The following is a 25,822-nucleotide window of genomic DNA, read 5'->3' on the forward strand; positions in this document are numbered from 1 at the left end:
ACAGGGCATTTTTGTACGTCCTATTTTATTGATACCTATTTATCAATCTCACTCTGAATCTCTTTTGCAACGCTGTCTGGTTTTTCTCCGGTGAACATGCTTGAGATAGAGTTTCTTGTTCGATCCTGCATAGAAGCCAGCGGATCAAAATCAAATACATCGACTCCGATTCCCTCAGATGTTCCGCCAAGCTCTACATTTTTGGCAAACAGTGGAGAGATCGCACTTTCATCCAGATCAATGTCTGTTCTCGGAATCAAGAAGGCTGCTTCCTCTGCAAATCTCTTCGCTGCATCTTTGTCTGTCAGCATTTTTACGAGTTCCAGTGTAAGCTCCAGTTCTTTTCCTTCCAGTTTTCCGCTGATCATATACGGAGACAATGTCTGCATATCTTCATTCTTAAACTCCGGTTTTTCTTCAAAGTATGGGAATTTTGCAACTTCAATGCTGTCACATACCGGTGTCTCTGCCGGATCTTCAAAAGTTCCGATATTCCATGGACCTGTGATTACCATCGCAGCTTCTCCCTGCTGGAACTGTGTCATTGCAATATTGTCTGTCATACCTGCTGCATTTTTGTCAAATGCGCCTGCATCGATCAGATCCTGTACAAACTGGAGTGTCTCTACCACTTCCGGATCTGTCCATTTCATGTCTCTGGAACCTAACTTCTTCGCAGCATCTGTTCCGAGCCATTTGTAGAATATCTGATCATGAAGATGTCCTGCCATATAAGTTGTCTGTGTTCCCATTGCGATCGGGATCACACCGCTGGCTTTTAACTTCTTGATCGCATCCAGAAATTCTGTCCATGTTTCAGGGAATTCCTTCACGCCTGCTTTTTCAAACAAATCTTTGTTGTAATAAACTCCGATCAGTCCGGATTCCATCGGAATCGCATAAGTTCCTTCTTTTCCAGGCACCTGATAATAAGAGAGCGCTCCCTCTGTAAATCCGCCGCCCCATTCCGGATCTTCGTCTAAATATGGCTGTACATCCAGGATCAGCCCGTTATCGATATATTCTGACAGATTGGCAACACCCTGGATACGGAAAATATTTGCCATTGTTCCAGATGCAATATCTGTCGATAAAATATTGTTGAATGCAGATTCATCCCCCTGTGAATCATCAACGATCGTCACTTCCGGATGTTTCTCTTTAAATTCATCCAGAATATCATTGTAGATATCCACCTGCGCTGTCGTTCCTGCCATTCTTGTCAACAGACGAATCGTAATCTTATCGCCTGAACCTTTTTCGTCTCCGTCCCCTTTGCTTCCGCATCCTGCCAGAAGTCCCACGCACATCACTCCTGCCAGCAGCGCCGCTGTGATTCTTTTCAATTTCATTCCTTTTTCCTCCGTTTTCCTTTGAAACATTTATGTGATGCACCTAGTATAGAAAATAAGCGGGTTTTTCACAATGTTCATTTTCTATATTTTTTGTTCTTTTTCAATATGGAATCTCAAATAAACTTATTTTGACATTTCTTCCTACATTCTCTATAATGATTTTAATTCTGTTACATCGACTATACTATGGAGAATTCCTGCAATGAAAAAGATCAAACACAACAAAAATTCCATCAGCTTTAGCTTTTTCCGAAGCATATCCATGACTTCTATCCTGTTCATGGTTTTGCTTTTTTTAGGGATCTCCGGTTTATTTCTGAAGCATTCTTTTCGACTGGAGGGAAGAAATGCTCTGCAGCAGCTCAGCTATATTTCCGGACAGTTTCAATATTATCTGGATGCCACGGAAAATTATTCCAAAACTATTCTGTCTGATGACACTGTACAGGAATATATGAAAGACTATCTTGCCGCAAAGTATTCTTCCAATGCAACAACCAATGTCAAACAGCATATCCGACAGATCATACAGTCTACACCGTTCATCCATTCTGTAAGTCTGTATTCCGATCAGGGACTTCTTCTGGTATCTACCGAGCCGGACTCAAGTCAGATGAACCTCAGTGATCCGGCTCTTTCTCCTGTCTGGCAGGTTGGTATGAAACGACACCTAAACGACAGACATAAAGAGGTAAAAGTCCTCTCCTACATTCGCCCGTTCTATAATATCAATTCCGGACGAATGCTCGGATATGTAGAGCTTTCCATACCGGAAACACAGATTTCCGGTATTTATAAACAATACAATACAACCAATGAACTGTTTCTGATCGATAAAAACGGACAGATCCAGAGCAGTAACGGCAGTCCCGAACTGGACAGCCAGTATGAATATATGGATCTCATTCTTAAAAATCTGGATTCCCAGTATTTTTTTGCAGGCGGAAATCTGTTGTTTTTCACACCTTTTTCTACCCTTGACTGGTATGTTTTAAACCAGATTCCGATCGTCAGCTTTTTGGCGCCTCTGTTCGCGATATTTTGCCTGTCTCTGCTGATCGCCGCACTGGTTATGGTGCTCTGCGTATTTGCTTCTCACCATATTGCACAGAAAGTCACTTATCCGTTAAGCTATCTGATCTCGCATATTCAGACAGTCAAGGAGGGAAACTGGGTTCCAATCCGTGAGATTCCGTGTAATGACGAGGTTGCTTCGCTTCTCAGCTCTTTCAACAGTATGATCGCGATCCAGACGAAAATGAGAGACGACCTGATCGAAGCCGAAAAACTCAAACAGCAGCTTTCCCTCAACCTCCTTCAGCAGCAGGTAAATCCTCATTTTCTTTACAATACTCTGGATAACATCTGCGCTCTGGCGGAGCTTGATGAAAAAGAAACTCTGATTCAGCTTGTTATGAATCTTTCTTCTTTTTACCGCTCCAGCTTAAGCAATGGAAAGATGCATATTTCCATCGGACAGGAACTGGAAATTTCCAGAGCATATCTGGAAATCCTGCAGATTCGCTATTTCCATAAATTCGATTTCACCATCACCTGTCCGGAAGCGTTAAAAAACTACAGCTGCATCAAACTGCTGCTTCAGCCGATTCTGGAAAACAGTATTTACCATGGGATCAAGGGACTTGACCGGCACGGAATTCTTCATATTGAGGCGGAAGATGCTGGGGATTGTATCCGGTTTACGATTTCAGACAACGGACGTGGATTTTCAAAAGAAGACTACGAAAAAATCTGGCAGCAGGATGCCGACCACTTCGGAATCAAAAGTATCCAGCAGCGAATTTTGCTCTACTACGGACCGGGTTATGGACTATCTATGGAAAGTCCCCAAACCGGCGGCTGCATCACCGTGATCACATTACCCAAACAGGAGGGATTGCCATGTCATTGAAACTATTGATTGCAGATGATGAATATTTTATTCGTCAGCGCATAAAAAAGATCATACCCTGGGAAAAACTAAATCTTACTTTTGCCGGAGAAGCCGAAAACGGACAGCAGGTCATCGACCATCTGGAAAAAGAACCCGTAGATCTGCTGCTTCTGGATATCAAAATGCCGCAGATGAACGGAATCGAAACTGCCAGATATATCAAAGAGCATTTTCCTTCTGTGCATATGCTCATTTTATCGGGCTATAATGACTTCGAATATGCGCGCACCGCGATCCGGTACGGGGTAAAAGAATATCTGCTGAAGCCGGTTGCCGCCGAAGAGCTGGAGCGGGCGCTGTCTGAATGTATCCAGGCCATCCATTTTGAAGAACAGACCCGCCATACATTAAAGCATTATGAGCACTTTCATCTGTGCAGTATGCTTGCCAATATCCGGGACGGCGTGCTTTCCTATTCCGATCTGTGTGTACAGCATCCGGAATTTGAAAATCTGGCATACAGCATCTATTGCAGTGTCTATGTTTCGGAACACACTCACGATGCAGTATTACAGCTGGTGGATCGTCTGCGCGGACAGGATTTTCTCTGCGAATATATGCAGGAAAGCGAATACATCTACATGCTGCAGATTTTCCTCTCCGACAAAGAAAAACTACTCCATATCGGAAGTTGTTTTACGGATTTTATTGCACAGCAAAACGAATATACATTTTTGTATATTGAAAATATCTTTCCTGTTACAACCGACTGGAAGCCATATTACACCCGCTGCCTGCACCTTCTGACAGAACGCTATTTTTCCCGGGAATCCAATCTCTGTATCAGCTATTCCCATCCGGAAAGACCCGGATTTTCCGAGGAACTCTTAAAAATGCGGAAGCACTTTATTACAGTTTTGCACGCCCAGAACCGCAAAGATCTGCTGGAATATCTGGAAACACTGTTCCTTTCCATCAGTCAGAAGAAAAACAGTGAGTATCTTTCCCTTGTAATCCACGAGATTTTTGTTGTGTACCATGTGTATTTTCATATTCCGGAAAATCTGGCTCAGCCCGTGACCGAGTTCTCCGCTTCCATACTGGATACCGAACATTCTCTGGAGAATCTGAAAAATGAAGTCCTGTTTTACGGACTGCAGTGCATTCAGAAAATGGAGGCCGTTCCGTCAGATATCGCGCTCTGCCGCCGGATCATGGAGTATATCGGAAATCATTATACAGATGCTTCCCTTTCCGTTTCTCAGGTGGCTGCGAATTTTCAGCTGCATCCTTCCTACCTGGGAAGCGTATTTAAAAAAGTACAACATACCTCTGTACTCCAGTACATTTCCGATATCCGGATCAGCGCTGCTCAGAAACTTCTGAAAGAAGGCACGATGAAAATTTCCGAAGTTGCAGAGACATCCGGATATTCGGATGTGTACTACTTCAGTAAGAAATTCAAAAAAGCCTGCGGGTGTTCTCCAAAAGAATATGCGGCAAAATACAGTTAAAAACAGGGATGTCAAACGACATCCCTAGCTTTTCTGTATATAAATGATATTACTCATCCTTCTTTCCAGACCGCTTCCGCCACTTCACACACTCTGTCAGAAGATACTCGATCTGTCCGTTCATCGAACGAAACTCATCCTCTGCCCACTGTGCGATCTCATCGTAAAGCTCCTTGGAAAGTCTCAGTGGAACCTGTTTTTTCACTTTACTTTTTTCTTTCTTTTCATTTTCCAAAATGTGTCCCACCTTCTAACTATTTTATATATACTGTACACAATCGTCCTAATACAGACTTCCGCTGTTTACGATCGGCTGTGCATCCTTGTTTCCACAAAGTACGACCAGTAAGTTACTCACCATCGCTGCCTTTCTTTCTTCATCCAACTCTACAATATCATTCTCGTTCAATTTGTCAAGTGCCATCTCTACCATGCCGACAGCACCTTCCACGATCTTCTGTCTTGCATCAATGATCGCTGCCGCCTGCTGTCTCTGCAGCATTGCAGATGCAATTTCCGGTGCATAAGCAAGATGTGTGATGCGGACTTCCAGAATCTTGATTCCCGCATTCTCAACTTTCTCCTGCAATTCTTTGCACATGATCTCAGCAATCTCCTGGGAGCTTCCTCTTAAGGACTTTTCATCTCCTTTTTCACTGGTATCATATGGGTACATTCTTGCCGTGTTACGGATAATCGCATCGCACTGAATGGACAGATAATTCTTATAGTTCTCCACATTGATCACCGCTTTGGTCGGATTTGTCACTTTCCAGATCACTACTGCGCCGATCTCTACCGGGTTTCCAAGTTCATCGTTGACTTTCTGCTTTTCGTTGTTCAGCGTCAGTGTCTTCAATGACACTTTCTTTGCTTTTCCTGAGAGAGCTGCCGGATTGGCAAGGCCTGAGGATGTAACAACCGGTGCTGCCGGACGTACAGATGGGTTGATCGCTTCACAAAATGGGTTTACCCAGAAAAATCCGGCTGTCTTGATCGTTCCGTAATATTTTCCAAACAGGGCAAATACATAGGCTTCATTTGGATTCAATACTCTCAATCCGCAAAGTTCGAGTATAAATCCCACAATCAGTAACACTCCAAGAATAATAGAACCTGCCAACAGCGCCGTATTCGTCTCACCTGTCTGACCAAACACCATGCATCCCGCAATGATCACAGCCACACCAAGCAGCATCCCGATGATACCAAGTAAAAGCATGGCATATCCACTCTTTGCTTTCAATACTTTTTCATCTTGTACTACACTTTTCTCTCCATCCATATTCTTGTCCTCCTCATATGAATTTATTTGATATCATTTTGATATCATCATAGTAGCACTCGTATCAGGAGTTGTCAATGAGGTGAAACGATTTTTTCTGTCAGTATTTACACAATCTGTGCCGTAAGAATTTCAACCAGAACACCTCTTAAATCTCTGCTGATATCCATTGCAAACAGTTCTGACAAAATCCCCGCAGCCGGACGTTCTGACCGTATTAGTTCGTATAACCTGTCTTTCTGCACAAATTCTATCTCTGCCTGATTCAGAAAATCAAAACATCTCTCCACAACATCATTTCTGGCTCCGGAAGCCGTATGTTCCAAACTCACTTCGATCATCGCATCTGTTTCTGTCTCTGGTATCTCTACTACAATTGCTTTTTTCCATCTGTCATAAGATATCTGAGCATCTGTTCCTACACCATTTTTTCTGACCACGACCGTTTCACCGGAATTTTCAAAACCAGTCATTTCAACTGTATAACTCCGTTTCTGAGGAATCAGGTCCCGATTTCCTGCAGACGGATATATTGTAAAGATTGGTTTTTCATCTTCACAATACACCATCTTCGTTGTACAACAGATTCTCTCCTCATATGCACAGGACACATTGTCGTCTTCATACAGCTCAAACTCACCATTTTGCCCTGCATAGACCATGAGATGTAAGGAATTTGGATTTTTCTGTGCCTGCACTGCACTGATTTCGTCTGTAAACGCAAGAATACTTCCTGCGGAAGCAAAAACGGGAATACTCTCAATCCCTCTGTACAGATCCAGAATTCTGTCCCCATCGTATATCATTCCTGTATAAATATCATACCAACGTCCTTTTGGCAGCCATACCTGTACTTTCGCCATATTTATTTTTTCTATCCGCGGTGCTGTTATCGGAGCAACCATCAGAGAAGTTCCGAAGAGATACTGGTTCTTCTTTTCATAAGCCTCATTACATTCCTGCCAGTTGTAGTACATGGGTGATATCAAAGGTTTATTTTCGCAATAGCTCCTGTAATTCATTGTATAAAGATACGGGATCATCCTGTGCCGTTCCCGCAGCATATGATCCATCACCATTTCTGCTTCTTTCTTATAACGCCATGGTTCTTTTCCATTAAATTCACTGCTGGAACTATGAAGCCTCATGATCGGCGAATAGATGCCAAGCTGTACCCATCTTACCGTCATTTCATCATCCTTATATCCCAGCATATGACCACCGATATCATGGCTCCACCAACCATATCCTATATTCGAAGCCGTAAGTGTAAAATAGGGCTGAAAATCTAGAGATTCCCAGGTTACGATTGTATCTCCTGAAAATCCGATTGGATATCTGTGACTTCCAGGCCCTGCATATCTTGAAAATGTCAGAGGTCTTTTCCCCTCTCTTGCAGAGTCCAGGAAATGAAAATGATTAAAAATCCAGAGTGGATCCAGTCCTTCATCCCTGCAAACTTCCCCCTGTTGCCAGTCGATCCACCAGAAGTCAACCCCCTCTTCCTCTCTCGGATGATGCAGATACTGAAAATATGCTTCCAAAAATCGGGGATCTGCCGGATCACATAAAATCGGATCCTCATTCGCATAATCTACTCCCAGAGCTTTTGCCATCTCTACATACATCTCCTCATGGGCGCGCACTCCACCTGCAGGATGTACATTCAGAGTCACTTTCATCCCTCTTGTATGTAGATTGTCCAGAAATCGTGTTGGATTTGGGAATAATTCCCGGTTCCACGTATATCCGGTCCATCCGCTTCCATATTTGGGATCGATATCCACCAGATGCCAGTCCATATCAATCACTGCAACTGTAAATGGAAGATTCTCCTGCTCAAATCGATCCATAAGCGAAAGATAACTCTCTTCATTATATCGGTAAAATCTGCTCCACCAGTTGCCAAGTGCAAATCTCGGCAACATAGGTGTTTTTCCGCAAAGACGGATCAGGTCAGCAACAGCCTCCTTATAATCGTGACCATATCCCCAGAAATAAAGATCCTTTCCCCCTTTTTTTCTCGACTTGATCCATCCATCTTCCAGTAATACATGGGAGTTGCTGTCATCCAGAAGAGAAAATCCATTTCTCGACACAACACCATGATCCAATCTGATCTCTCCATCAACTCCATCCAGAGTCCGCGCTGTACCACCAAGATCACAGATTTGTTCTCCATAGTGCCAGGTACTGTTCACACTTCCTTTCACATGTATACTAAGACCGCCAGATGAAAACTCTTTTTCATCATATACAAGATGTAGGCGGGAGGTATTGATCTCTATCCCGTTTTCTGTATGAATGACGCGGTAATCCACCTCGGGGAAATCCCGGCATAAGACCATTTGCGTGGCTCTGTCCTCAAACTCTCCATCTGCATTGTACTCAAGTCTCACCAGCCCTTCCGTAAGTACTGTGATTCTGTATTGATTTCCTATGATCATATTTTCCTGTCTCGCACAGGGTGATGTCTTGATTCTGTATATCTTCTGCATAACAACTTCCCTTCTTTTTGTTTATTCTTTTACACTTCCCACGACAATACCAGTGATCAAATATTTCTGCAGAGAATAATTATTCACCTTGGTCATATAGAGTCAATCCCTGCCTTCTTCAGAAAAGATTGGATTCTAAACGTTCCTGATCTTCATCGTCTACAATCAGCATGCAGTACATAATACGACCTCTGCCGTCTGCTATTTCTATCACAAAACCTGCCGTCTGCTCTAAGCATACGACAGGTTTTCATCTGCTTCAACCTATTTTTTCTTTCTTCTGATAATCACTACTGCGCCGACAGCTGCTACTGCTGCCACCAGAAGTACTGCCCACATGATCACATTGGCATGGTCTCCTGTCTGCACACTCTGAGAGTGTGAACCGGATGTACTTCCATTGTTATGACTTCCGCCGTTATTGTTTCCACTGTTGTTGTCATTTCCGCCGTTGTTATCATTTCCGTTGTTGTTATCATTTCCGTTGTTATCGTCGTCCGGATCTGCTTTTTCTCCTCTGACCAGAACCTTCACATCAGCTTTGGCTGTTGCTCCATTTGTATCCGTTACCTGAATGGTCACGATCACATCCGTATCGTTTTCCGGTGTTGTTACCTTTCCATCCAGTCCGATGATTCCTTCCGGATTCACTGCCACGATCTCGATCTTGCTTCCTTCCGGAACTTCCGGCAGAACCAGAGTTTCTGTTCCTGCTTTCACTTCTGATGGAATCTTATTGTTTGCCAGAATGTCATCTAAGATTTCCTGTGCACTCGGAATATGCGGCACTTCCACGGCTTTGAATTCTCCGGTCAGCTCGATGTTCTTTGTCACTTTAAACTGATATTCTGCATCCTTCGATACATATTCGGTCTGTCCTTTTTCTTTCCAGCCCACAAATTCAAATCTTTCTTTGGCTTCTGCCTTCACAGATGCTGTCGCACCCTCTTTGTATGTGCCATCCTCTTTATCCATGGAAACCGTTCCCATGTTCTCATCATTGGACTGTACCACAACACGGTAATATGTTTCCGGAACCGAAGCCAGTCTAAACTCGGCACGCAGTACACGGTCTGACTCTGCATGAAATTTGTATTCTGCCTGAGCGCCTTCTACTGGTGTCAGAACTTCTTCTCCATCTGCTTCTGTCACTTCCAACCACTGGGCAAACTCATATCCATCCTTTGGCTCTGCTTTCACCGTAATCTCTGTTCCCTCTTTGTAGATGTTTCCTTCATTTGCAGGATCCATTGTGACAGTTCCCATCTGCACATCTGCAGTCTCTGCATAAATCAGATAAGAATGTTCTACTTCTTTGAAATTTGCAGTCAGCTCCATATTTTCCCGGATCTGGAATACATACGGATTATCTTTACTTACCACTTCCTGTGTTCCTTTTTTCGTGAAGCCTACGAACTCGTAGTCTTCTGTTGCCGGAACTGCACTGACTTTGATTTCTGTCCCTGCCTCATAAGAATCCTGCTGTGGTTCTACGATAACAGATCCCATACTCTCATCATTGGCTGCGGCTGTAAATGTAAATTTCTCCACTGGAATCTTTTCAAAGTTTGCAGTCAGATCCACATCTTTTGTCACTTCAAATACATATGGGTTGGAGTCACTGAGCACATTTCCTTCTGCATCGGTCCAGTTCACAAAGCGGAATCCTTCATTTGCCACTGCAATGACTTCTGCTTTTTCCCCTTTTTTGTAGCTTCCGTCTGCTGAATCAATGGTTACAGTTCCCATGCTGTTGTCATTGGTTTTGATCGTTACATGGAATTTTTCCTCTTCATATACGAATTCAAACTGATTTAACTTTTCCAGAATTTCAGCTACTTCTTCTGGTGTTGCATTCTCGTTATCTAATATAACCTTTGACTGCTCTCTAAGTTCTGCAAATTCTTTCCAAGATGCATCTGTCACCTGTCCTTGTGTCACATCTTTAATTTCATCATATTTTTTCTGAAGTTCTGTCTTATCTGCACGCAACCCCTGAATACGCTGTTTCAAAACAGCTATCATATCATCTACTGCTTCCTGTGTACAAGTACCACTCAACAATTTTTCTGCTTCCTGAATACTTTCCTGCAATGCCTCAAAACTCTCTTTTGTGTATCCTTCCTCTGAAATTTCTTTTGCCGTCTGAAGTACCTCTTTTAATACAGATGTATCTATCATGACATTTTGAAGATTTTCTCTCGCTGTCTTTACTTCTACCGCCTTATCGTTCATCTCAGAAGTACACGTCTCTTCATCTGCCTTTTTCAAAAGCACTGTTGCACTTTCAAGGACTGCCTGGAGCTTCTCCCAGCTTTCCTTTGTATAATCTTCAGAATTTAATTTTTCACAAATCTGAATTTCTCTTTGCAATTTACTCCTGTCTACTGATTCTTTCTTTTCCTTACGGACTGTAAGCGCTCCAACTTCAACCCATCCTCTTTTTTCCTGCGCCTGTGAACTTTTTCCAACACGCTCAAACTGAATTGTGTAAGTTCCCTCTTCAAATTCTTCATTCATCAGTTCTGCTCCATCTTCTCGTTCTGACGCATAGGTGTCAATTTCCTTTTGATAAATCTGTCTGTCAGATGAATCCAAAATTGTTACCCTTATGACTCCATGATCATTTCCTTTTACAGTCGCAACACGGATGGAATGTCCCGTAAACTTACCGATCAATGCTCCTGCATTCTCATCTTCCGTTGCTTTAAAGCTTCCTGCCTGGATCCATTTTTCACTTCCCTGTAAATCTGTGGAAGGAATCTGTATCTCTTCAAATCCTCCCTGTTCCAAATTATTCAATACATCTTTCAGCTTCTGTACCATTCTATCGACTGCAGGTTGTTTTACATTTTTATCTTCCATCATTTCTTTTGCTTCTCTCAGAACCTTTTTCAGCTGATAGAGAGAGTCATTTGTGTATTCACCACCCAGTGCTTCTTCACCCTTAACGATGAGTGCTTCCAATGCAGTTTTATCCGTTTCTCCAAATCCAAGTCGATTATATCTGTTCAAAAGAAATTCAGTTCTGGAATCTATGACATCCTGTGTGGCAGTCTTTACTTCTTTTCCATCTAAAATACTTTCTTCAAACGCCCCTTTCAGTTCCTGTGGAGCATTTTCATACTCCTGTGATGTCCTGTCTGCTGCTTCAGCCAGTTCAAGTATACGTTCTAACTCTGATGCATCACCTACATTATCTGTTTTTCCATTTACTAACAATGGTGTCACTTCATACAATGAAGGCTCGCCTACAAATCCCTCTTTCAATATAATTTTTAAAGAATCCGTTGTCACTTCCGGGAATTTTGCCAGACAATATGCATGATACCCTGCACTGGAACCATCCATATCACCTACTTTATCCTCTATATCCCCCATTTTGGCACCCTCATACACTGTTTGATATTCTCCATCTGTCAGTGCCTGAATTTCAAATGATCCGATTCCATTATTTTTTGATACAAATAAATCAAACTCCAACTGATTAAGCAACTCTTTTTCTTCCAATGTCAATGTAATCTCCATTGGCTCAGAAGAATCTACATCCTTAGATGCCCATCTTGTTGTCGAATTTCGGTCAACCATTTTTTCTTTTGTATAGATTTCTCCCCAAACACTTTCATGGGATACCGTCACATCTTGAATTGGAATTGCCTGTGTCACATATGTCTTCGTATATATAGGACTTACTCTTTGTCCTCTATAAAACAGTGCCGCTCTGACAACAGAATCCTCTTCCTTGCTTAACTGCAGTGGCTGCTCATAAAGTGAAGAACTCTTCCTTGGAATACTTCCATCTATTGTATAACGAATGTCATAATCCGATGCCTGTTCACTTTTACTCAAAGTCAGTATAAGATTTTCTGAATCAATAATTCCAGAATCTTTACTAAATATAACCTCTCTGTTTTCCATCTGTTTTTTCAGTTGATTTACAATTACTGAAAGCTGATTCTCTTCATTTTTATAATACTCAAGATCTCCTGTATTTTCCAACAAAGTCCTTCGCAGCATTCTTAATTGAGTATAGATTTGATCAATCTGTACATATGTCAGTCCTTCTTTATCAGTAAGATAATAAACCTTTTCTGCTTCTTCCAGATAAGCGCGATACAACCGATCCATCTGTTTTGCTTTTGTCAGAACGCTTCCCAGTTCTTTTGAAGACTGTTCGATTGCTGCCCCCAATTCTTCTTTTACTTTAACAAGATCTGGATGAATCTGTTTCAAAAATGCTGTTGCCTGTTCTTTTAATTCATCCATATTTGTTTCTAACATATCGATGGTATATGTTCTACCTGAAACTGCCTTAAAAGAAATACGTCCTTTTTCTTCATCTTTCTTTACAGAAATCTCTTTTCCATCTTCATATACTTTTGCAGATGTAATATTTTTATAAGAACCTGTAAATGTATTGCTTTCGTTTTCACCATCATAACGTACTGTAAATGTCTCGGCTACTCCGTTTGCCCATTTTTCTCCAATGGTAAAATTACCACGTGCTTTCAATCCCTGGATATTTCCTTCTTCCCATGCATTTGGAATTGCCGGAAGAAACTGCGTATACCCAGACTGGGACTGTACCAACATCTCTGCAACACCAGATGTCAACCCAAAGTTTCCATCAATCTGCCATACAGGATTCCCATTCTTCATAGTTTCTCCACCACCGGAGCCATGAGAATCAAACAAATTATACTGCAACCCTGAAGAATTTCCGCCGATCAGATTGTTTAAAAGCTTGTATGCTTTTTCTCCATTTTCTGTTCTGGCCCAAAGATTGATTTTGTTTGCTTTTGACCAGCCAGTTGAATACTCCCCACGCTCTGTCAGCGATTGAATTGCTGCATCCATATACTCTTTATTTTCTTTATTGATCAATGTCCCCGGGAACAATCCAACAAGATGAGAAGAATGCCTTTGTTCTCCCGGATGCCCAATATCCCATCCACTGTTTGGCACTTCAATTTCCGGCAGATTTCCCGCTTTTGCATATGAACGATTATGACCATTCTTTTGCCCAACACGAGTCTCCTCATACCATTCTTTGATACCGTTTGTCTCGTTAATCTCAATCGGATCCAACTTCTGCATATTTTCTTCCCAAGATTTTAATAATGCTTCATCTTCCCCAACAATTTTACCTGCCTGAATACATTCTTTATATAATTCCCAGACAAGTGACTGATCATAAGTCGTACCAATCGCCGTTGGTCCTTGTTCCTCAGAAAAACTTGGCGCTACCACTAATCTATCCTGTCCATTATATGGCGAACTTTCATCATTGATTTTCTGATACTCGGATGTCCAAAGATAAGAATCCCAAAATTGTGCAGCTTCCTTCATAATCGGGTAGATAGTATTTTTTAAGTAATCTTCATTTTGAGTGAATTCATAATGCCACCAAAGGTTTTGAATTGCCCACGCTGCTCCTGTTGGATTCCATCCATATTCCTGTGCATTTGTCGGTGCTGTCATCCCAAATGGATTATTTTCTGTATGCACTGTAAAACCAGTATGATTTTCCACTGCCCCTTCAATTCCATGAACTCTCTCTGCTGTCAAACGCCCCGGCTCTCTTAGCTTATCCATATAATCAACAAAGGTAACTCCACATTCTGCCAGATTTGTTGTGTAAACCGGCCAGTAGTTCATCTGCACATTGACATTAAAGTGATAATCCCCGGTCCAGGCAGAATCCCCTACTGTCCATAAACCAACTAAATTACTTGGAAGTGTTCCTCTGGACCCCGCAATCGTCAGATAGCGTCCATATTGGAATGCAAGCACTTCCAGATAATGAGAGTAAGTTCCATTTCGATATTCATCTACAAGCTGATTTGTCGGAATGTTAGTGCGCTGTTCACCTAAATCTAAGCTCACTCGATCAAACAATTTCTGATGATCTGCAATATGCTTTTCTTTCAATTTCTGGTATGATTTTTTGGCATTGCTATTGACACGGTCATCTACCATTTTTTTCAGATTTTTCTCTTTATCACGGTAAGTTGGATAATCATTTTTATAATCCGTCTCTGCCGCCATTACAATCATGACCTGGTTTGCATCCTCAATCTGATAGACCTGATTTTTCTCATCTACCTCTAGATCTCCCCCTTCGAGGACAAGTTTCATTGTTGTGTAAAATTTTAAATCATTATCTTTAACTTTTCCTTCAATTGTACAGGTTTGATTTTCCGGATCAAATGTAGTTTTCCCTTCTAATCCATTGTTATTAAGCTCCATTTTTACACTCAAATCAAGCTTTCCACTTTCTGATGCTGAAAGCTTTGTAACCATGATCTGATCTGGATTACTTACAAAGTGTTCCCTTTTATAATTCACATCTTCATAAGAAAACTCTGTTGATGCAACCCCAGTTTGAAGATCCAGCTCTCTCCGATAATTTTTTACATTCTGGTCTTGAAGTCCCATTTTAGAAAAATCAAGCCAAATATCTCCAAAATCCTGATAACTTCCTTTGTTCAGATTATTTTCTCCCGGAAATTTGATCTGTGCTCCCATACCATATCCACCGAGACTTTGATCATCATTAAATACTTTTGTTGATTTATCATCTAAAAGTTTTCTGTAATTTTCAATTTCTTCATCCGTATATGCTGTTGCCTTATTCCCAAACTGATACCCCGGACGACTCGGAGAAGGACCTCCTGTCCAGAGCGTCTTTTCATTAAAATGTATTCGCTCTTTCGAAATTCCCCCAAAAATCAGATTACCCAGATTTCCATTTCCCAAAGGTAATGACTGTTGCATCCACTCTCCACCATTAGTTTCCTGTGTATTGATATTTGCCGGTGACGTATACCATAATTTTAGTGATTGACTAATCGACTCCGTCGATACCGAATTCTCCTGTTTCTCTTCTTTCGCAAAAACTTCACATACCGGTCCTATTGGTAACACCAGTATAGTGCAAATACCTGCAAGGAATTGTCTGATTCTTTTTTTAATCATAATGCTCCTTTTCTCAACTTATACCGTTTTAAATTTCCTCTGAAAAGTAAGATATACGAATCCCCATATATGAGGAATCCGTATATCTTGTTTCCGATTCTGTTTTGATTATTTTTTCTTTCTTCTGATAATCACTACTGCGCCAACAGCTGCTACTGCTGCCACCAGAAGTACTGCCCACATGATCACATTGGCATTGTCTCCTGTCTGCACACTCTGAGAGTGTGAACCGGATGTACTTCCATTGTTATGACTTCCGCCGTTGCTGCTTCCACCATTGTTTCCTGTATTGTTATTTCCGCCGTTATTGCTTCCGCCATTGTTATTGTTTCCACTGTTGTTGTCATTTCCGCCGTTGTTATCATTTCCGTTGTTATCGTCGTCCGGATCTGCTTTTTCTCCTCTTACCAGAACCTTCACATCAGCTTTGGCTGTTGCTTCGTTTGTATCCGTTACCTGAATGGTCACGATCACATCCGTATCGTTTTCCGGTGTTGTTACCTTTCCATCCAGTCCGATGATTCCTTCCGGATTCACTGCCACGATCTCGATCTTACTTCCTTCCGGAACTTCCGGCAGAACCAGTCTTTCTGTTCCTGCTTTCACTTCTGATGGAATCTTATTGTTTGCCAGGATGTCGTTTAAGATTTCCTGTGCACCCGGAACGTGCGTTTCTTCTGTCAGTTTTGCCTGCACCAGCATCCGTGCATTTCCTTCGTCTTCTCCGACATCACCTGCTGTGAAATAATATTCCAGTGCAGAAGCCGGTCCTGTATAGAATACTTTTCCGCTCTCTTTGTCAAATGAAGCAATCTGACTGTTTTCTCCCATCAGAACTTCCGTTCTCTGCAGCTGTTGAGGTGTCAGTACCTCATTTAAATCTGTCCAGTACTTTTCACCGTCATATTTCCGTTTTAACTCGATCGTCTGCGGAGATAACTGTAAATCCAGAGCCTTTCCTGACTCTGTCCATGCCAGATGATTCTCTGCACAATACAATGTTTTCAGGTTTGAAACATCTCCAAACTGCAGCAGTGACAGGTTATTTCCGTTTCCATAAACACTTTCCGGCGCAGCACTGTCCATCTTAAGACTGGTAAGCTGGTTGTTGTTAAAATTTAAGTATGCAATATTTTCTTCTACCCCGATCAGATTTGTGATCTGGTTGTTTTCCACACTGACCTGTTTTGCTGTTCCGAAACGGAACTCTCCGGATAACTGATTATTTCCTGCAAGAACCGTTTTTAATGCAGTTGCTTCATCCACGATCAGTTCTCTCAGACTGTTATTTGCTGCGTTAAATTCCTCCAATGCTCCCAGACCTGAGAGTGAGATCTGCTGCAGGTTGTTATTCTGACAATGAAGTGTTTTTAAATTTCCAAGTCCTTCTACGAGAAGGCTTTCCATTCCATTACTGTCTGCCTGAAGCACTTCAAGAGCCGCTGCCGGTCTTGCATCCAGTGTATGCAGCTGATTTCCATAACAGCTTAATGCACGCAGTGAAGTCAGGCCTGTCAGATCCAGATCTGTAAGATGATTATTTTCAATCCGTACTTCTTCCAGACTTCCAAGTCCTGTCACATGAAGCTCTGAAAATGTACTATTTTGAGCATACAGCTTTTTCAGACTGCTGCATCCTGTCACATCCAGCACGGAAGCCGGATTTCCGTTTACTTTCAAAATCTGCAGAGATGACAGATCTTTTACCGGTGCAAAATCCCCAATCGCATTTTGGCTGACATCCACGCGCTGCAAATTTCGGAAATTCTCCACACCTTTTAAATCGGTAATTCCTGCATTCGGCATTGCCAGTTCTTCCACTTCCATGCACTCTGCTTCCGACAGGCTTCCATTTCCATCTTTGTCACAGGTTCCTGCAAATGTCAGTATCACCTGATCCGGAAACTGTTCTGCAGAAAGTTCAATTTCTCCCACCGGTGCTGCTTCCGTCACTTCTTCATTCTCTGGTTCTGTCTCCGGCTGTTCAGGAGTTTCCGGTATCTGAGGTGTCTCATTTTCCGGTGTCTTATCCTCTGTTTCTTCTATTGTTTCTACAGCCTGTGCTTTGATCGTATACAAATCGCTGCTCATCGTTCCTAAAATCATTCCGGACATCAGCAGGTACGCAGTTAATTTCTTTATTTTCATCTTTTTCCCTCCTACTATCTACTGTGCCATAGTGACGAATTCTACTGTTTCTGAACGGAGAGATTCAATTCCTCTCTCATTTACTGCAGTTACATAAACCTGATATGTAGTAAGCGGGGTCAGCTCCTGAATCGTCTGATTCATTTCTTTTCCTTCCCATACCATCTTACCATTTGCATACACACGGTATGTACATCCCGGTTCTTCCGCAGCCCAGCTGATATTTGCAGAAGACGAAGATTTGCTGTCAATTCTCACGTCGCTTGGAGCTTTCGGTGTTTCCCAGTTGTCCTGACTCTGCGCTCCGATCAGGTAATACCAGGAACCTGTTCCATACTCTACCCCATCTTTTCTTGCTGCTGCCCGCAGAATTGTATTTTTCTCGACTGTAATCGGTCCTTCATATTTTTTAGCGGACTCAGAAACTTCTTTATTTTTCTCAAATGGCTGACTGCCGTCCAGAGTATAATAAATCTCTGCTCCTTCACCTGCTGTCAATGTCACCTGCTGTGCAGAATCATATTGTCCGGAAGCAACATCTGCGCTTACCTGAATATCCATTGCTGTAAAGGATACTTCTGCCGCTTCAGATTCATTGTCATATCTGTCCACAGCTTTTACCTGAACAGTATACTCGCTGCCAGCCTCCAACGGATCTAAGATCAGCGCAGTCTGTGTAACTTCACGGAAACCAACCTGTTCTCCGCCTTTACTCCAGCTTACTTTGTATTTTTCGACTCCTGTATTATCTACTGACGGAAGGAAACGAATTTCTGCTTCCGATGCCTTCGGAGATACGACTCTCAGATTGCCCGGCACAGTTGGTGCTTCTTCATCTTTGATCACCACATCCCCTGTTTCGCCCATTACTTCCAGTTCTACAACGTGGTTTGTATTTCCTTCTGTACTTCCGTTCATATATACGCGGATGTATCCCGCATCAAAATGTTCTCCATCTTTCGGCAATGGTGTTTTTGTGTCCGTATCTAACCAAGATACACCTTCACCATACACTTTCATGTTTTTTCCATCTTTTGTCTCGATGTATTCTTCTTTTTCGCCTTTTGGAAGTTTGTGTGTCTCTCCTTGTGTTCCACTTAAAGATGCCGGCCACTCTCTGTCTGCATCCCGATTTCCGTTCCAAAGCACCAACGTTTTAGTAGGATCAAAGGAACTGTCCGGTGACAGAAGTACGACGGTATCATGATATTTACGCGTTCCATTCCAATACCGATACAGGTTCACTTCCTCAACATGATGTAACCCACCAAGATCTACCTGCAGCCATTGTGCACCTCCGTTATTTCTGCCAGGATCTGAGTAGTTATCAGGATTCGTCTTATTTCCATCTACAGCATCGTCTCTTCTGGAAGCTTCACTTGCATCTTCTGAAAAGCTCACATTTTTGCCTCTTGCCAGATTGGTTCTCTCAGATTTGATCGGCTCATCTTCTATTTTCTGTGCATTCTCATCATATACAAACTCCAGACCTGTAATGGAAAGATCCACCCAGCCGTTTGTCTGGATCGTGATAACTGCTTTTCCTGTTTCTTCGTTAAATTCTACTTTTGGTTCTGTGTACTGCGGCTGTCCGTCTGTGTCCGGCTGCTGTCCCTTTACAACCTGCACTTTTGGTTCCTTCGCCAGTTTTGTCAGTTCAAATGTAGTGGTACGCAGCTCATTATCTTCCGGAGACAATTTTCCTTCCGGCGCATTTACCACATTGTACTCATCCATATATTTATATACTGATAATTTTCCATTAATTGTAGTCTGTCCCGGTGAAAAATCACCTGTCCACGTTAAGCCGAATTTATTATCAAAAATAATCTCATCTTTATTTACCCTGTAGTTATTCAGCGTGATATCCATCGCTGTTCCGTCTCCAGATTCATTCATGATCATAAATTCGTGAGGCTCCATCTCTACTTTCAGACGTGCGCTTTCTTCTTCCCCTTCCAGAGGTAAAATTGCATGCTGCTTTTCATTTGTATTAACTTTATTGTTGTAGAGATACCATGTGCCCTCCCATTTGTCAGCAAATGCATTTCCTACATATTCGATTGGATACAGATCTTTGAAATACTTTTGTTTTGCCTGTCCGGACAGATTCTTGTCTTTGACATCCAGTACATTCGGAGGGGTTACGCCCAGTTTGTCTGCTTCCTGAATCAGTTTTTTTGTTACTTCCGCTCTGGTTCCCCATGTCGGAATAACCGGAATAATGCCATAACGTCCTGTTTCATAAATCTGGAATCCTGTCGGTTTTCCGGATAAACCACTGTAAAAATCAGAACTTACATTTCCATAGAGAACCGCTTTGGTCTCTTCCATGATCTCTTTTTTGGACGGTGCCGGATGATTGACAATGTAACGGAACAGTTCTGTCAGGACATGTGTATTTGCCGGACTGTTCGTGTTGCTTGTTCCATATACGATTTCCGGGAACTCAAACGTGTAGATCACACCACCGCCCAGATAGGTGCTCATCATTTGCATTCCAAGCAATGCTTCCGGTTCTCCACAAAGTCTCTGCCAGTTGTTATAGCTTCCAGCTCCTTGCCAGAGTTTTGAGAACTGCTTGTCCCATGCCCAGGTATCGGAAAGCATTCCCCAGCCTCCGGTATATCCTGCCAGCCAGCTTCCCTGGAAGAAACTGCTTGTTTTCAAATCATCCGGTTGATTTGAACTTGTGTTCTTATAAATCAAGTAGAATGCATCTCCGTGTTTTTCCAGTGCCTTTTTCATATTTGCATTGCTGACAATATTCGTCACTGTAGAACCGTGATCCTGATCTGACCATACAAAGAATCCACCGAATCGGTCAGCAATCTCCAGCATCTTAGCGCTTCCTTCGCATGGAGGATGAATACCTGCCCAGAAGTTCTCTGTATTGAACACACCCTGCATATTCGGATACATACGGTACATCAGATCCAACCAGCCGTAATCCATATCCGCTGTAATATTGTACTGTGTTCCTCCATTTTCCGGTGTTGCAGCTGCTGTCAATCCAAGAAGCATAATCGGCGCTCCCTGTTCATAGGCAATCTGCAGCCCATGTTCATGGAATGCCTGCAGATAAGCCTGTCCGATATGATCCGGAGCAAACTGTCTGAGGTTGTTTGTATGTAACAGCAAAACGTTATTCTCTTTCAGATCATCCGGAATAGCATTCCATCTTCCGTCTACTGTGTTAGATCCCTGTAATTCTGGTCCTTCTTCCTGTCCTATCTCATAGACATCGTTGGAATACGCTGTTGCGATCATCATCGGATGTTCGTTATCGATCACACGTCTTGGACCATCCTGTGACTGCACATCCTGCTCATTTTCATATCCATAAATACCCAGTTCCATGAATTTTACTGCGGCACCTTTTGGATTCTCTGTATACACTCTGATATAACGTGCCTCTTTTGTTGTTCCAAGCTCTGTGGCCCCAAGTCCATTCTTGTTTGCATAATCCATATAGAACCACTGTCCACCCATCGCTTCTTCGTATGGCTTTGAAACATTCTCCGGCTGTTTCACTCCATCCGGAAGTGTCGGATTTCCTTCATAATAAACGATCTGACCGTCCGATAAATCCTCTTCGTTTCCAATCACAATGGCAGTATTTTTATAAGAAATCTTGGTTCCTTTCAGACGTTTTCCCTGACCACTCGGATTTCCATTTCCGATTGTCGCCTGTCCATCATATACCTGTCGTTTCAGGTTGATGACTTCCAACGGATAGGATGCACCCAGATCCACCTGTACCCACACCCCGTTTTTTCCTTCTGCAGTGCTGGTGACTTCTGTTCCCTGTTCCTGATAATTCTCCCAGTTGTTTCCCTCTTTATTACCTGTAGCATCATGCTGCAGATAATATTTGTCACCGTCGGTTAATAAATCCGCATTTTTCAGATCCATATTTTCCCCGACTGTGACTTTGACATCCTTTTCCTCTGCCAGATTGACCAGTGGCGGTGCTTTTTTTGCATCTGCCGCATCTGCACGGACTCCTGTTACCCCAAATGCCGTCAGCACAAGCGCCATGCATGACAGTCCGAGTAATCTGGCTTTGCTCCCTTCTTTTCTGGTTTTCATCCTCATTTTCCTCCTTTTCTTCCACATGAAAGTAAAACCAGAAAATGCTTTATTTTTTCTGGTTCCTTACATGTCTGGGATTTTCCCGCTTGAATTCTAGAGTACTATACTGTTCCCTCCTTTAATATGGAATATATTTACCAGAAATTGTACTTTCTTTACTATCACAATAGATTTTGCTCATTTATTTTGTCTATTTTTTACATTTTACGTTTTCACATCAAATTTTTACGGTAATTTTTCAATCATTTCTGCCAATATTTCTTCATCGAATCCTGATTTTCTGTCCAACGTAGATCATGTTCGGATCTGCAATTCCATTCCATGCTGCCAGTTCCAGATAAGTTGTTGCAAAACACTTTGCAATCTCTGATAAAGTATCATTTTCCTGCACAACATAATATTCCGCCGGAGCCTCATTTTGACTCAACTGTCTGTTTACTTCCCTTTGAACAGCATCCGGATCGTATCCCATATCACACAGCTTCTTTCTTCGTTCTTTACCGTTTGCATATTTTCCTTGTATCACTTCCCCGGCAACTTCCTCAATACTTTTGGACGGCTGCCCTGTCACGCCCTCTGCATACTTTGGTCTTGCATATCCGCGAATCTGCCCCCAACCTGCCGGAATTTTTCGTCTTGCCACTGCCTCATTATAATTCCCTTCCATCACTGTGATCATTTGGCCTGAAACAGACTCTACATACCCGATATGATCGGAATACCCGTCATTTGGCTGTACCTGGAAATCCCAGTTATACAAAATGATATCTCCGGGCAGTGGCACTATGGTTCCATCTTCGATCCAGATTCCCTTTTCTTTGAAAATCTCAATATGCTTTTCACATCCGCATTCTGTTCCGATCAAGTCCACACAGTCTGCCTGAATCGCTGCTGCAGAAACTGCGGTATCACACCACTCATCGGTATACTGTACGGCATATCCCCTCGCCAGTGGCTGATGCGAATTATACAGATCAATAATCTGCCGGAACTTCCCGTTTGCTTCACTGTAGCCAATCCACGAACGCATCACGTTCAATACATCCTGAGCGCTTCTTCCCGATGCATTTTCATCATACTTCATTAACTGATACTGCTCAATCAGTTCCATATTTTTCTGCACATAGACAGAACTAGTCGCATACCCATCTGCCCAAATGGTTTCCAGATATCGTCTGGGTTCTGTGATTCCCTTCAGATTTTGATAACGTGGAAGCTGAAGCAGTTCAAAATATCCTTTCACCCCCTCTTCCATATTGTCAAATACCCGGAAATAATCGGAAATCACGGTTGCCGTTCCGGCTTCGTATTCCTCCCAGGTTGCCAGATTGACGGACTTCCCCTGGCATTTCGTCCCACATTTCAACCCAAAATAATTGTGATAGTCTTTCGCCAGCCTGGATTCTCCCCAGCCGGACTCCAAAATTGCCTGTGCAATGATGGGACTGCATACTTTGATTTCATATGCAGCCGCATATTTCTTTACATATCCTGCGATTTTCTGAATAAATTCCTCTTTCTTCATCGTTCTCCCCTGCTTTCTGTATATTTCTCTGCTTTTCCATTTAAAATGTCAATTGCCTGTCTGAGTACTTCTGGAATGGGCATCCCCATAAGCCCGGCATTTTCCAGAATAGACAATGCTTCATTTGCGATAAACGCAATGCACACGGCATCCCTCAGATAATTTGTCCCCATCAAAAGGTCCAGACGGACTGCGATCAAAACAAACAACAGTGTCATTCCTTTTCGGCACAGCCCTTTCCAGCCCGCACGACTCTCCAGTCTGCCATTTTCTGACTTCGGACTTTTCTTAAAAATCACCGGCAGAAGAATCCCGCCTGTGATCCAGTCGATTCCCATAAAAAGAACCAATGTCTGCAGTGCGACATCCCATCCGCCAAATAAAAGGGCAACTGCACTCCCAAACATTCCAAACAAGCTCGTCACCATTTGCTTCATATCCTTCACCACCTTCAATTAAAAAAGCAGAATAGACGGCATTCTTTTCAAAGAATGTTCTACTCTGCCACTCATTTTTCTTTTCCTTTTTTCATTCGATCCTCACTCAAGGATGCTCCCTTGTTTCTGCATAATCGTCTAACACATATCTTGCATATTTTGTTGCCTGACGCTCCATCCCGATCGGGGTTAATTCCAATGCGTTGATCCACTGAAAATAATGTGTCAGTTCATGCCCTATTGTAAGCAAGATTGCCGTCAATGCACTGTCCTTTCCCCATTTGTCACATAAATCTAAATAGTCTCCTGCCGCAACCCGGATATACGGTTCCACTGTATAATCATCTTCCATACTCCAGAATGTCCCATATACCAGATCCCCGTCCATTGCCCGTATTTTCTTTTTATTTTTTATGTAGGCAACAACTCTGAGAGGAAAGAAATATTCTTTTCTCAAAAATGCCGCAAACTCTTTACATGCCCTTCGTACCTCCGGATCTATCCCACTATCAAACCGAAGCCTGAAGCCCGTCCGATGACCTTCTTCCATAAAATCAATGTTCTGTTCCCAGTTTTCTATCGTCCAAATGTGATCCATAATGTTTATCCCTTTTCATCATAAACTGCTTTCATGCCATGATACTGCATCTTTTCTTTTTGCACTCCACATAATCTGTCAATAAAAAATAAACCTATTTTTATGGCAAAGTATATTACAAACGCAAAGACTATACGCACTTCTTGTTTTAAGTATTCTAAATCTATTTTAATCATGCACACTAAAATAATTAAGAATAGAATCAAGAACATTACCTGCTTTAATACCACATAACGATATGTATTTGTGAATTTCATATGTCTTCTCCTTACAGCCATTCAGATATTTTCCCTTTTATCGTATCGATAAAATGCACTTACTTGCTTGCTCTTATACTCTATCTCTGTTGCATTTTGTTCTTCAAACATCCTTTAAAATGGTTTCATAAATTCCTCTTTTGCCGATATACATCGGAAGTGGCAGTTTCCTCTGTATATCGACAGTTTACTTTACGGTGATGTGTATACCACATCTATTTTCCATTAGATAATAATTGAAATAATTCGTTCATATCATTTTCAATATCGTCGGTATCCGAACTCAAGGATACATTGAGTTTAAAAAACCGCCTTTCTATGGATGATACTGTCCATGAAACTGATAATACATAATAATCCACTTCGCCATCATTACTTCCTATACGTACCTCTGTACCATCTTTCTGTACCTCGCAATAAATATAACACTCATACCCATTTTTAAAAGGCAGCCTATTTGTTGAATGTTCTTTTTTTAAGAAATTTTCCCATCCGTATCCTACTTCCAATGAACAATTGTACTCCTTAAATATTGCTCTATAACTGTCAAGAATATTCGAACATTTTTCTAACATTATTTTTTCGTGTTTCACTATTTCATCATCTTTATCAGATGTATAAACAAATTTCATTAAAATCTCCTCACAAATAATCCCCAACAAACTGAACGTCCTGTAATCCATCCATTTGACAATTCTATATCTTAATCAAACACGATTTACTTAACAATAACAATACTTATTCCTCATACGCCACCTTTTCGATTTCAAGATCAAAAATCAAATCGTCAAAGTCATCATCCCAATCAATATCGTTGCAGTAAAACCGAAACTTATCCTCGCCCAATTCTTCTTTGATCATGGCGCAGCCTTCTACGAAACAAGTGATCATATCTGATCTAGGTCTTAAACACCCGTTGCTAATCCCAATATCTCCTTCTTCCAAAATGATTTCTAGTTCAAATTCTTTCGGAGCCCAGGTTTCCTCAAAAATAATCTGCGGAAATCTTCTCCTTTCCTTTTTCAAACGTTTTCCATTCCAGAATATTTTCCCCTTAAATCCATCCAAATGTAAAATAATTGACTGTTCATGTTGCGAATTAGTACTTACAAAAGTAAATTTTAGTCGATACTTCCCCTTTTTATCGTATCGATAAAATGAACTTACTTGCTTGCCCTTATACTCTATCTCTGTTGCATTTTGTTCTTCAAACATCCACTTAAATGGTTTCATAAAAA

At 41.9% G+C, this 25,822-nt stretch carries 15 protein-coding genes; 2 read left to right on the top strand and 13 right to left on the bottom strand.

Features of this window, described 5'->3' with window-relative positions:
• Positions 1 to 35 precede the first annotated feature (35 nt).
• Positions 36 to 1,352: an ABC transporter substrate-binding protein gene (locus FXV78_RS04950; RefSeq protein WP_009244101.1), complete on the bottom strand. Its 1,317-nt coding sequence runs from the start codon at positions 1,350 to 1,352 to the stop codon at positions 36 to 38.
• 205 nt (positions 1,353 to 1,557) lie between these two features.
• On the opposite strand from FXV78_RS04950, the gene FXV78_RS04955 reads away from it, so the two are divergent.
• Together FXV78_RS04955 and FXV78_RS04960 are read left to right on the top strand one after the other, a co-directional pair.
• On the top strand, positions 1,558 to 3,267 hold the full coding sequence (locus FXV78_RS04955) for a cache domain-containing sensor histidine kinase (RefSeq protein ID WP_039959536.1): 1,710 nt from the start codon (positions 1,558 to 1,560) through the stop codon (positions 3,265 to 3,267).
• On the top strand, positions 3,258 to 4,763 hold the full coding sequence (locus FXV78_RS04960; protein ID WP_004841953.1) for a response regulator: 1,506 nt from the start codon (positions 3,258 to 3,260) through the stop codon (positions 4,761 to 4,763). Before FXV78_RS04955 ends, FXV78_RS04960 begins: the two co-directional genes overlap by 10 nt.
• A gap of 49 nt (positions 4,764 to 4,812) precedes the next feature.
• Here the strand turns inward: FXV78_RS04960 and FXV78_RS04965 are convergent, their stop codons facing one another.
• From FXV78_RS04965 to FXV78_RS05020, 12 genes are all read right to left on the bottom strand, one after another.
• Complete coding sequence (locus FXV78_RS04965; protein WP_009244104.1) at positions 4,813 to 4,998, bottom strand: type II toxin-antitoxin system antitoxin; 186 nt, start codon at positions 4,996 to 4,998, stop codon at positions 4,813 to 4,815.
• Between the two features lie 48 nt (positions 4,999 to 5,046).
• Positions 5,047 to 6,048 carry an SPFH domain-containing protein gene (locus tag FXV78_RS04970; protein ID WP_004841949.1) on the bottom strand — a complete coding sequence of 334 codons (1,002 nt, stop codon included), beginning with the start codon at positions 6,046 to 6,048 and terminating at the stop codon, positions 5,047 to 5,049.
• Positions 6,049 to 6,155: 107 nt separating this feature from the next.
• Positions 6,156 to 8,546, bottom strand: coding sequence for a glycoside hydrolase family 31 protein (locus tag FXV78_RS04975; protein WP_004841948.1), 2,391 nt, complete (start codon positions 8,544 to 8,546; stop codon positions 6,156 to 6,158).
• A 264-nt stretch (positions 8,547 to 8,810) separates the two neighbouring features.
• Entirely contained in the window at positions 8,811 to 15,524 is a 6,714-nt protein-coding gene (locus tag FXV78_RS04980) for a glycosyl hydrolase family 95 catalytic domain-containing protein (RefSeq protein WP_172624242.1), read from the bottom strand.
• A 108-nt stretch (positions 15,525 to 15,632) separates the two neighbouring features.
• Positions 15,633 to 17,672: a leucine-rich repeat domain-containing protein gene (locus tag FXV78_RS04985; RefSeq protein WP_004844095.1), complete on the bottom strand. Its 2,040-nt coding sequence runs from the start codon at positions 17,670 to 17,672 to the stop codon at positions 15,633 to 15,635.
• 18 nt (positions 17,673 to 17,690) lie between these two features.
• Entirely contained in the window at positions 17,691 to 21,764 is a 4,074-nt protein-coding gene (locus tag FXV78_RS04990) for a glycoside hydrolase family 98 domain-containing protein (protein WP_039959992.1), read from the bottom strand.
• 265 nt (positions 21,765 to 22,029) lie between these two features.
• Positions 22,030 to 23,292, bottom strand: coding sequence for a glucosaminidase domain-containing protein (locus FXV78_RS04995; RefSeq protein ID WP_004844093.1), 1,263 nt, complete (start codon positions 23,290 to 23,292; stop codon positions 22,030 to 22,032).
• On the bottom strand, positions 23,289 to 23,729 hold the full coding sequence (locus tag FXV78_RS05000) for a phage holin family protein (protein ID WP_039959990.1): 441 nt from the start codon (positions 23,727 to 23,729) through the stop codon (positions 23,289 to 23,291). Before FXV78_RS05000 ends, FXV78_RS04995 begins: the two co-directional genes overlap by 4 nt.
• A gap of 106 nt (positions 23,730 to 23,835) precedes the next feature.
• Positions 23,836 to 24,327, bottom strand: coding sequence for a hypothetical protein (locus tag FXV78_RS05005; protein WP_004844091.1), 492 nt, complete (start codon positions 24,325 to 24,327; stop codon positions 23,836 to 23,838).
• Positions 24,328 to 24,332: 5 nt separating this feature from the next.
• The gene (locus FXV78_RS05010; RefSeq protein ID WP_009244114.1) at positions 24,333 to 24,584 is read right to left on the bottom strand and encodes a hypothetical protein; all 252 of its coding nucleotides are present in this window, start codon (positions 24,582 to 24,584) and stop codon (positions 24,333 to 24,335) included.
• A 215-nt stretch (positions 24,585 to 24,799) separates the two neighbouring features.
• On the bottom strand, positions 24,800 to 25,216 hold the full coding sequence (locus FXV78_RS05015) for a hypothetical protein (RefSeq protein WP_009244115.1): 417 nt from the start codon (positions 25,214 to 25,216) through the stop codon (positions 24,800 to 24,802).
• 106 nt (positions 25,217 to 25,322) lie between these two features.
• Positions 25,323 to 25,817, bottom strand: a complete 495-nt coding sequence (locus FXV78_RS05020; protein ID WP_004844087.1) for a hypothetical protein — start codon at positions 25,815 to 25,817, stop codon at positions 25,323 to 25,325.
• Positions 25,818 to 25,822 lie beyond the last annotated feature (5 nt).

The sequence above is a fragment of the Mediterraneibacter gnavus ATCC 29149 genome, from assembly GCF_008121495.1.
In the GTDB taxonomy this organism is placed as follows: Bacteria; Bacillota; Clostridia; order Lachnospirales; family Lachnospiraceae; genus Mediterraneibacter; species Mediterraneibacter gnavus.

What these genes read in the sequence shown, in the direction of transcription:
- FXV78_RS04950 (WP_009244101.1), bottom strand. Translation starts at nt 1,352, where the DNA reads ATGAAATTGAAAAGAATCACAGCGGCGCTGCTGGCAGGAGTGATGTGC.
- FXV78_RS04955 (WP_039959536.1), top strand. Translation starts at nt 1,558, where the DNA reads ATGAAAAAGATCAAACACAACAAAAATTCCATCAGCTTTAGCTTTTTC.
- FXV78_RS04960 (WP_004841953.1), top strand. Translation starts at nt 3,258, where the DNA reads ATGTCATTGAAACTATTGATTGCAGATGATGAATATTTTATTCGTCAG.
- FXV78_RS04970 (WP_004841949.1), bottom strand. Translation starts at nt 6,048, where the DNA reads ATGGATGGAGAGAAAAGTGTAGTACAAGATGAAAAAGTATTGAAAGCA.
- FXV78_RS04975 (WP_004841948.1), bottom strand. Translation starts at nt 8,546, where the DNA reads ATGCAGAAGATATACAGAATCAAGACATCACCCTGTGCGAGACAGGAA.
- FXV78_RS04980 (WP_172624242.1), bottom strand. Translation starts at nt 15,524, where the DNA reads ATGATTAAAAAAAGAATCAGACAATTCCTTGCAGGTATTTGCACTATA.
- FXV78_RS04985 (WP_004844095.1), bottom strand. Translation starts at nt 17,672, where the DNA reads ATGAAAATAAAGAAATTAACTGCGTACCTGCTGATGTCCGGAATGATT.
- FXV78_RS04990 (WP_039959992.1), bottom strand. Translation starts at nt 21,764, where the DNA reads ATGAAAACCAGAAAAGAAGGGAGCAAAGCCAGATTACTCGGACTGTCA.
- FXV78_RS04995 (WP_004844093.1), bottom strand. Translation starts at nt 23,292, where the DNA reads ATGAAGAAAGAGGAATTTATTCAGAAAATCGCAGGATATGTAAAGAAA.
- FXV78_RS05000 (WP_039959990.1), bottom strand. Translation starts at nt 23,729, where the DNA reads ATGAAGCAAATGGTGACGAGCTTGTTTGGAATGTTTGGGAGTGCAGTT.
- FXV78_RS05005 (WP_004844091.1), bottom strand. Translation starts at nt 24,327, where the DNA reads ATGGATCACATTTGGACGATAGAAAACTGGGAACAGAACATTGATTTT.
- FXV78_RS05010 (WP_009244114.1), bottom strand. Translation starts at nt 24,584, where the DNA reads ATGAAATTCACAAATACATATCGTTATGTGGTATTAAAGCAGGTAATG.
- FXV78_RS05015 (WP_009244115.1), bottom strand. Translation starts at nt 25,216, where the DNA reads ATGAAATTTGTTTATACATCTGATAAAGATGATGAAATAGTGAAACAC.
- FXV78_RS05020 (WP_004844087.1), bottom strand. Translation starts at nt 25,817, where the DNA reads ATGAAACCATTTAAGTGGATGTTTGAAGAACAAAATGCAACAGAGATA.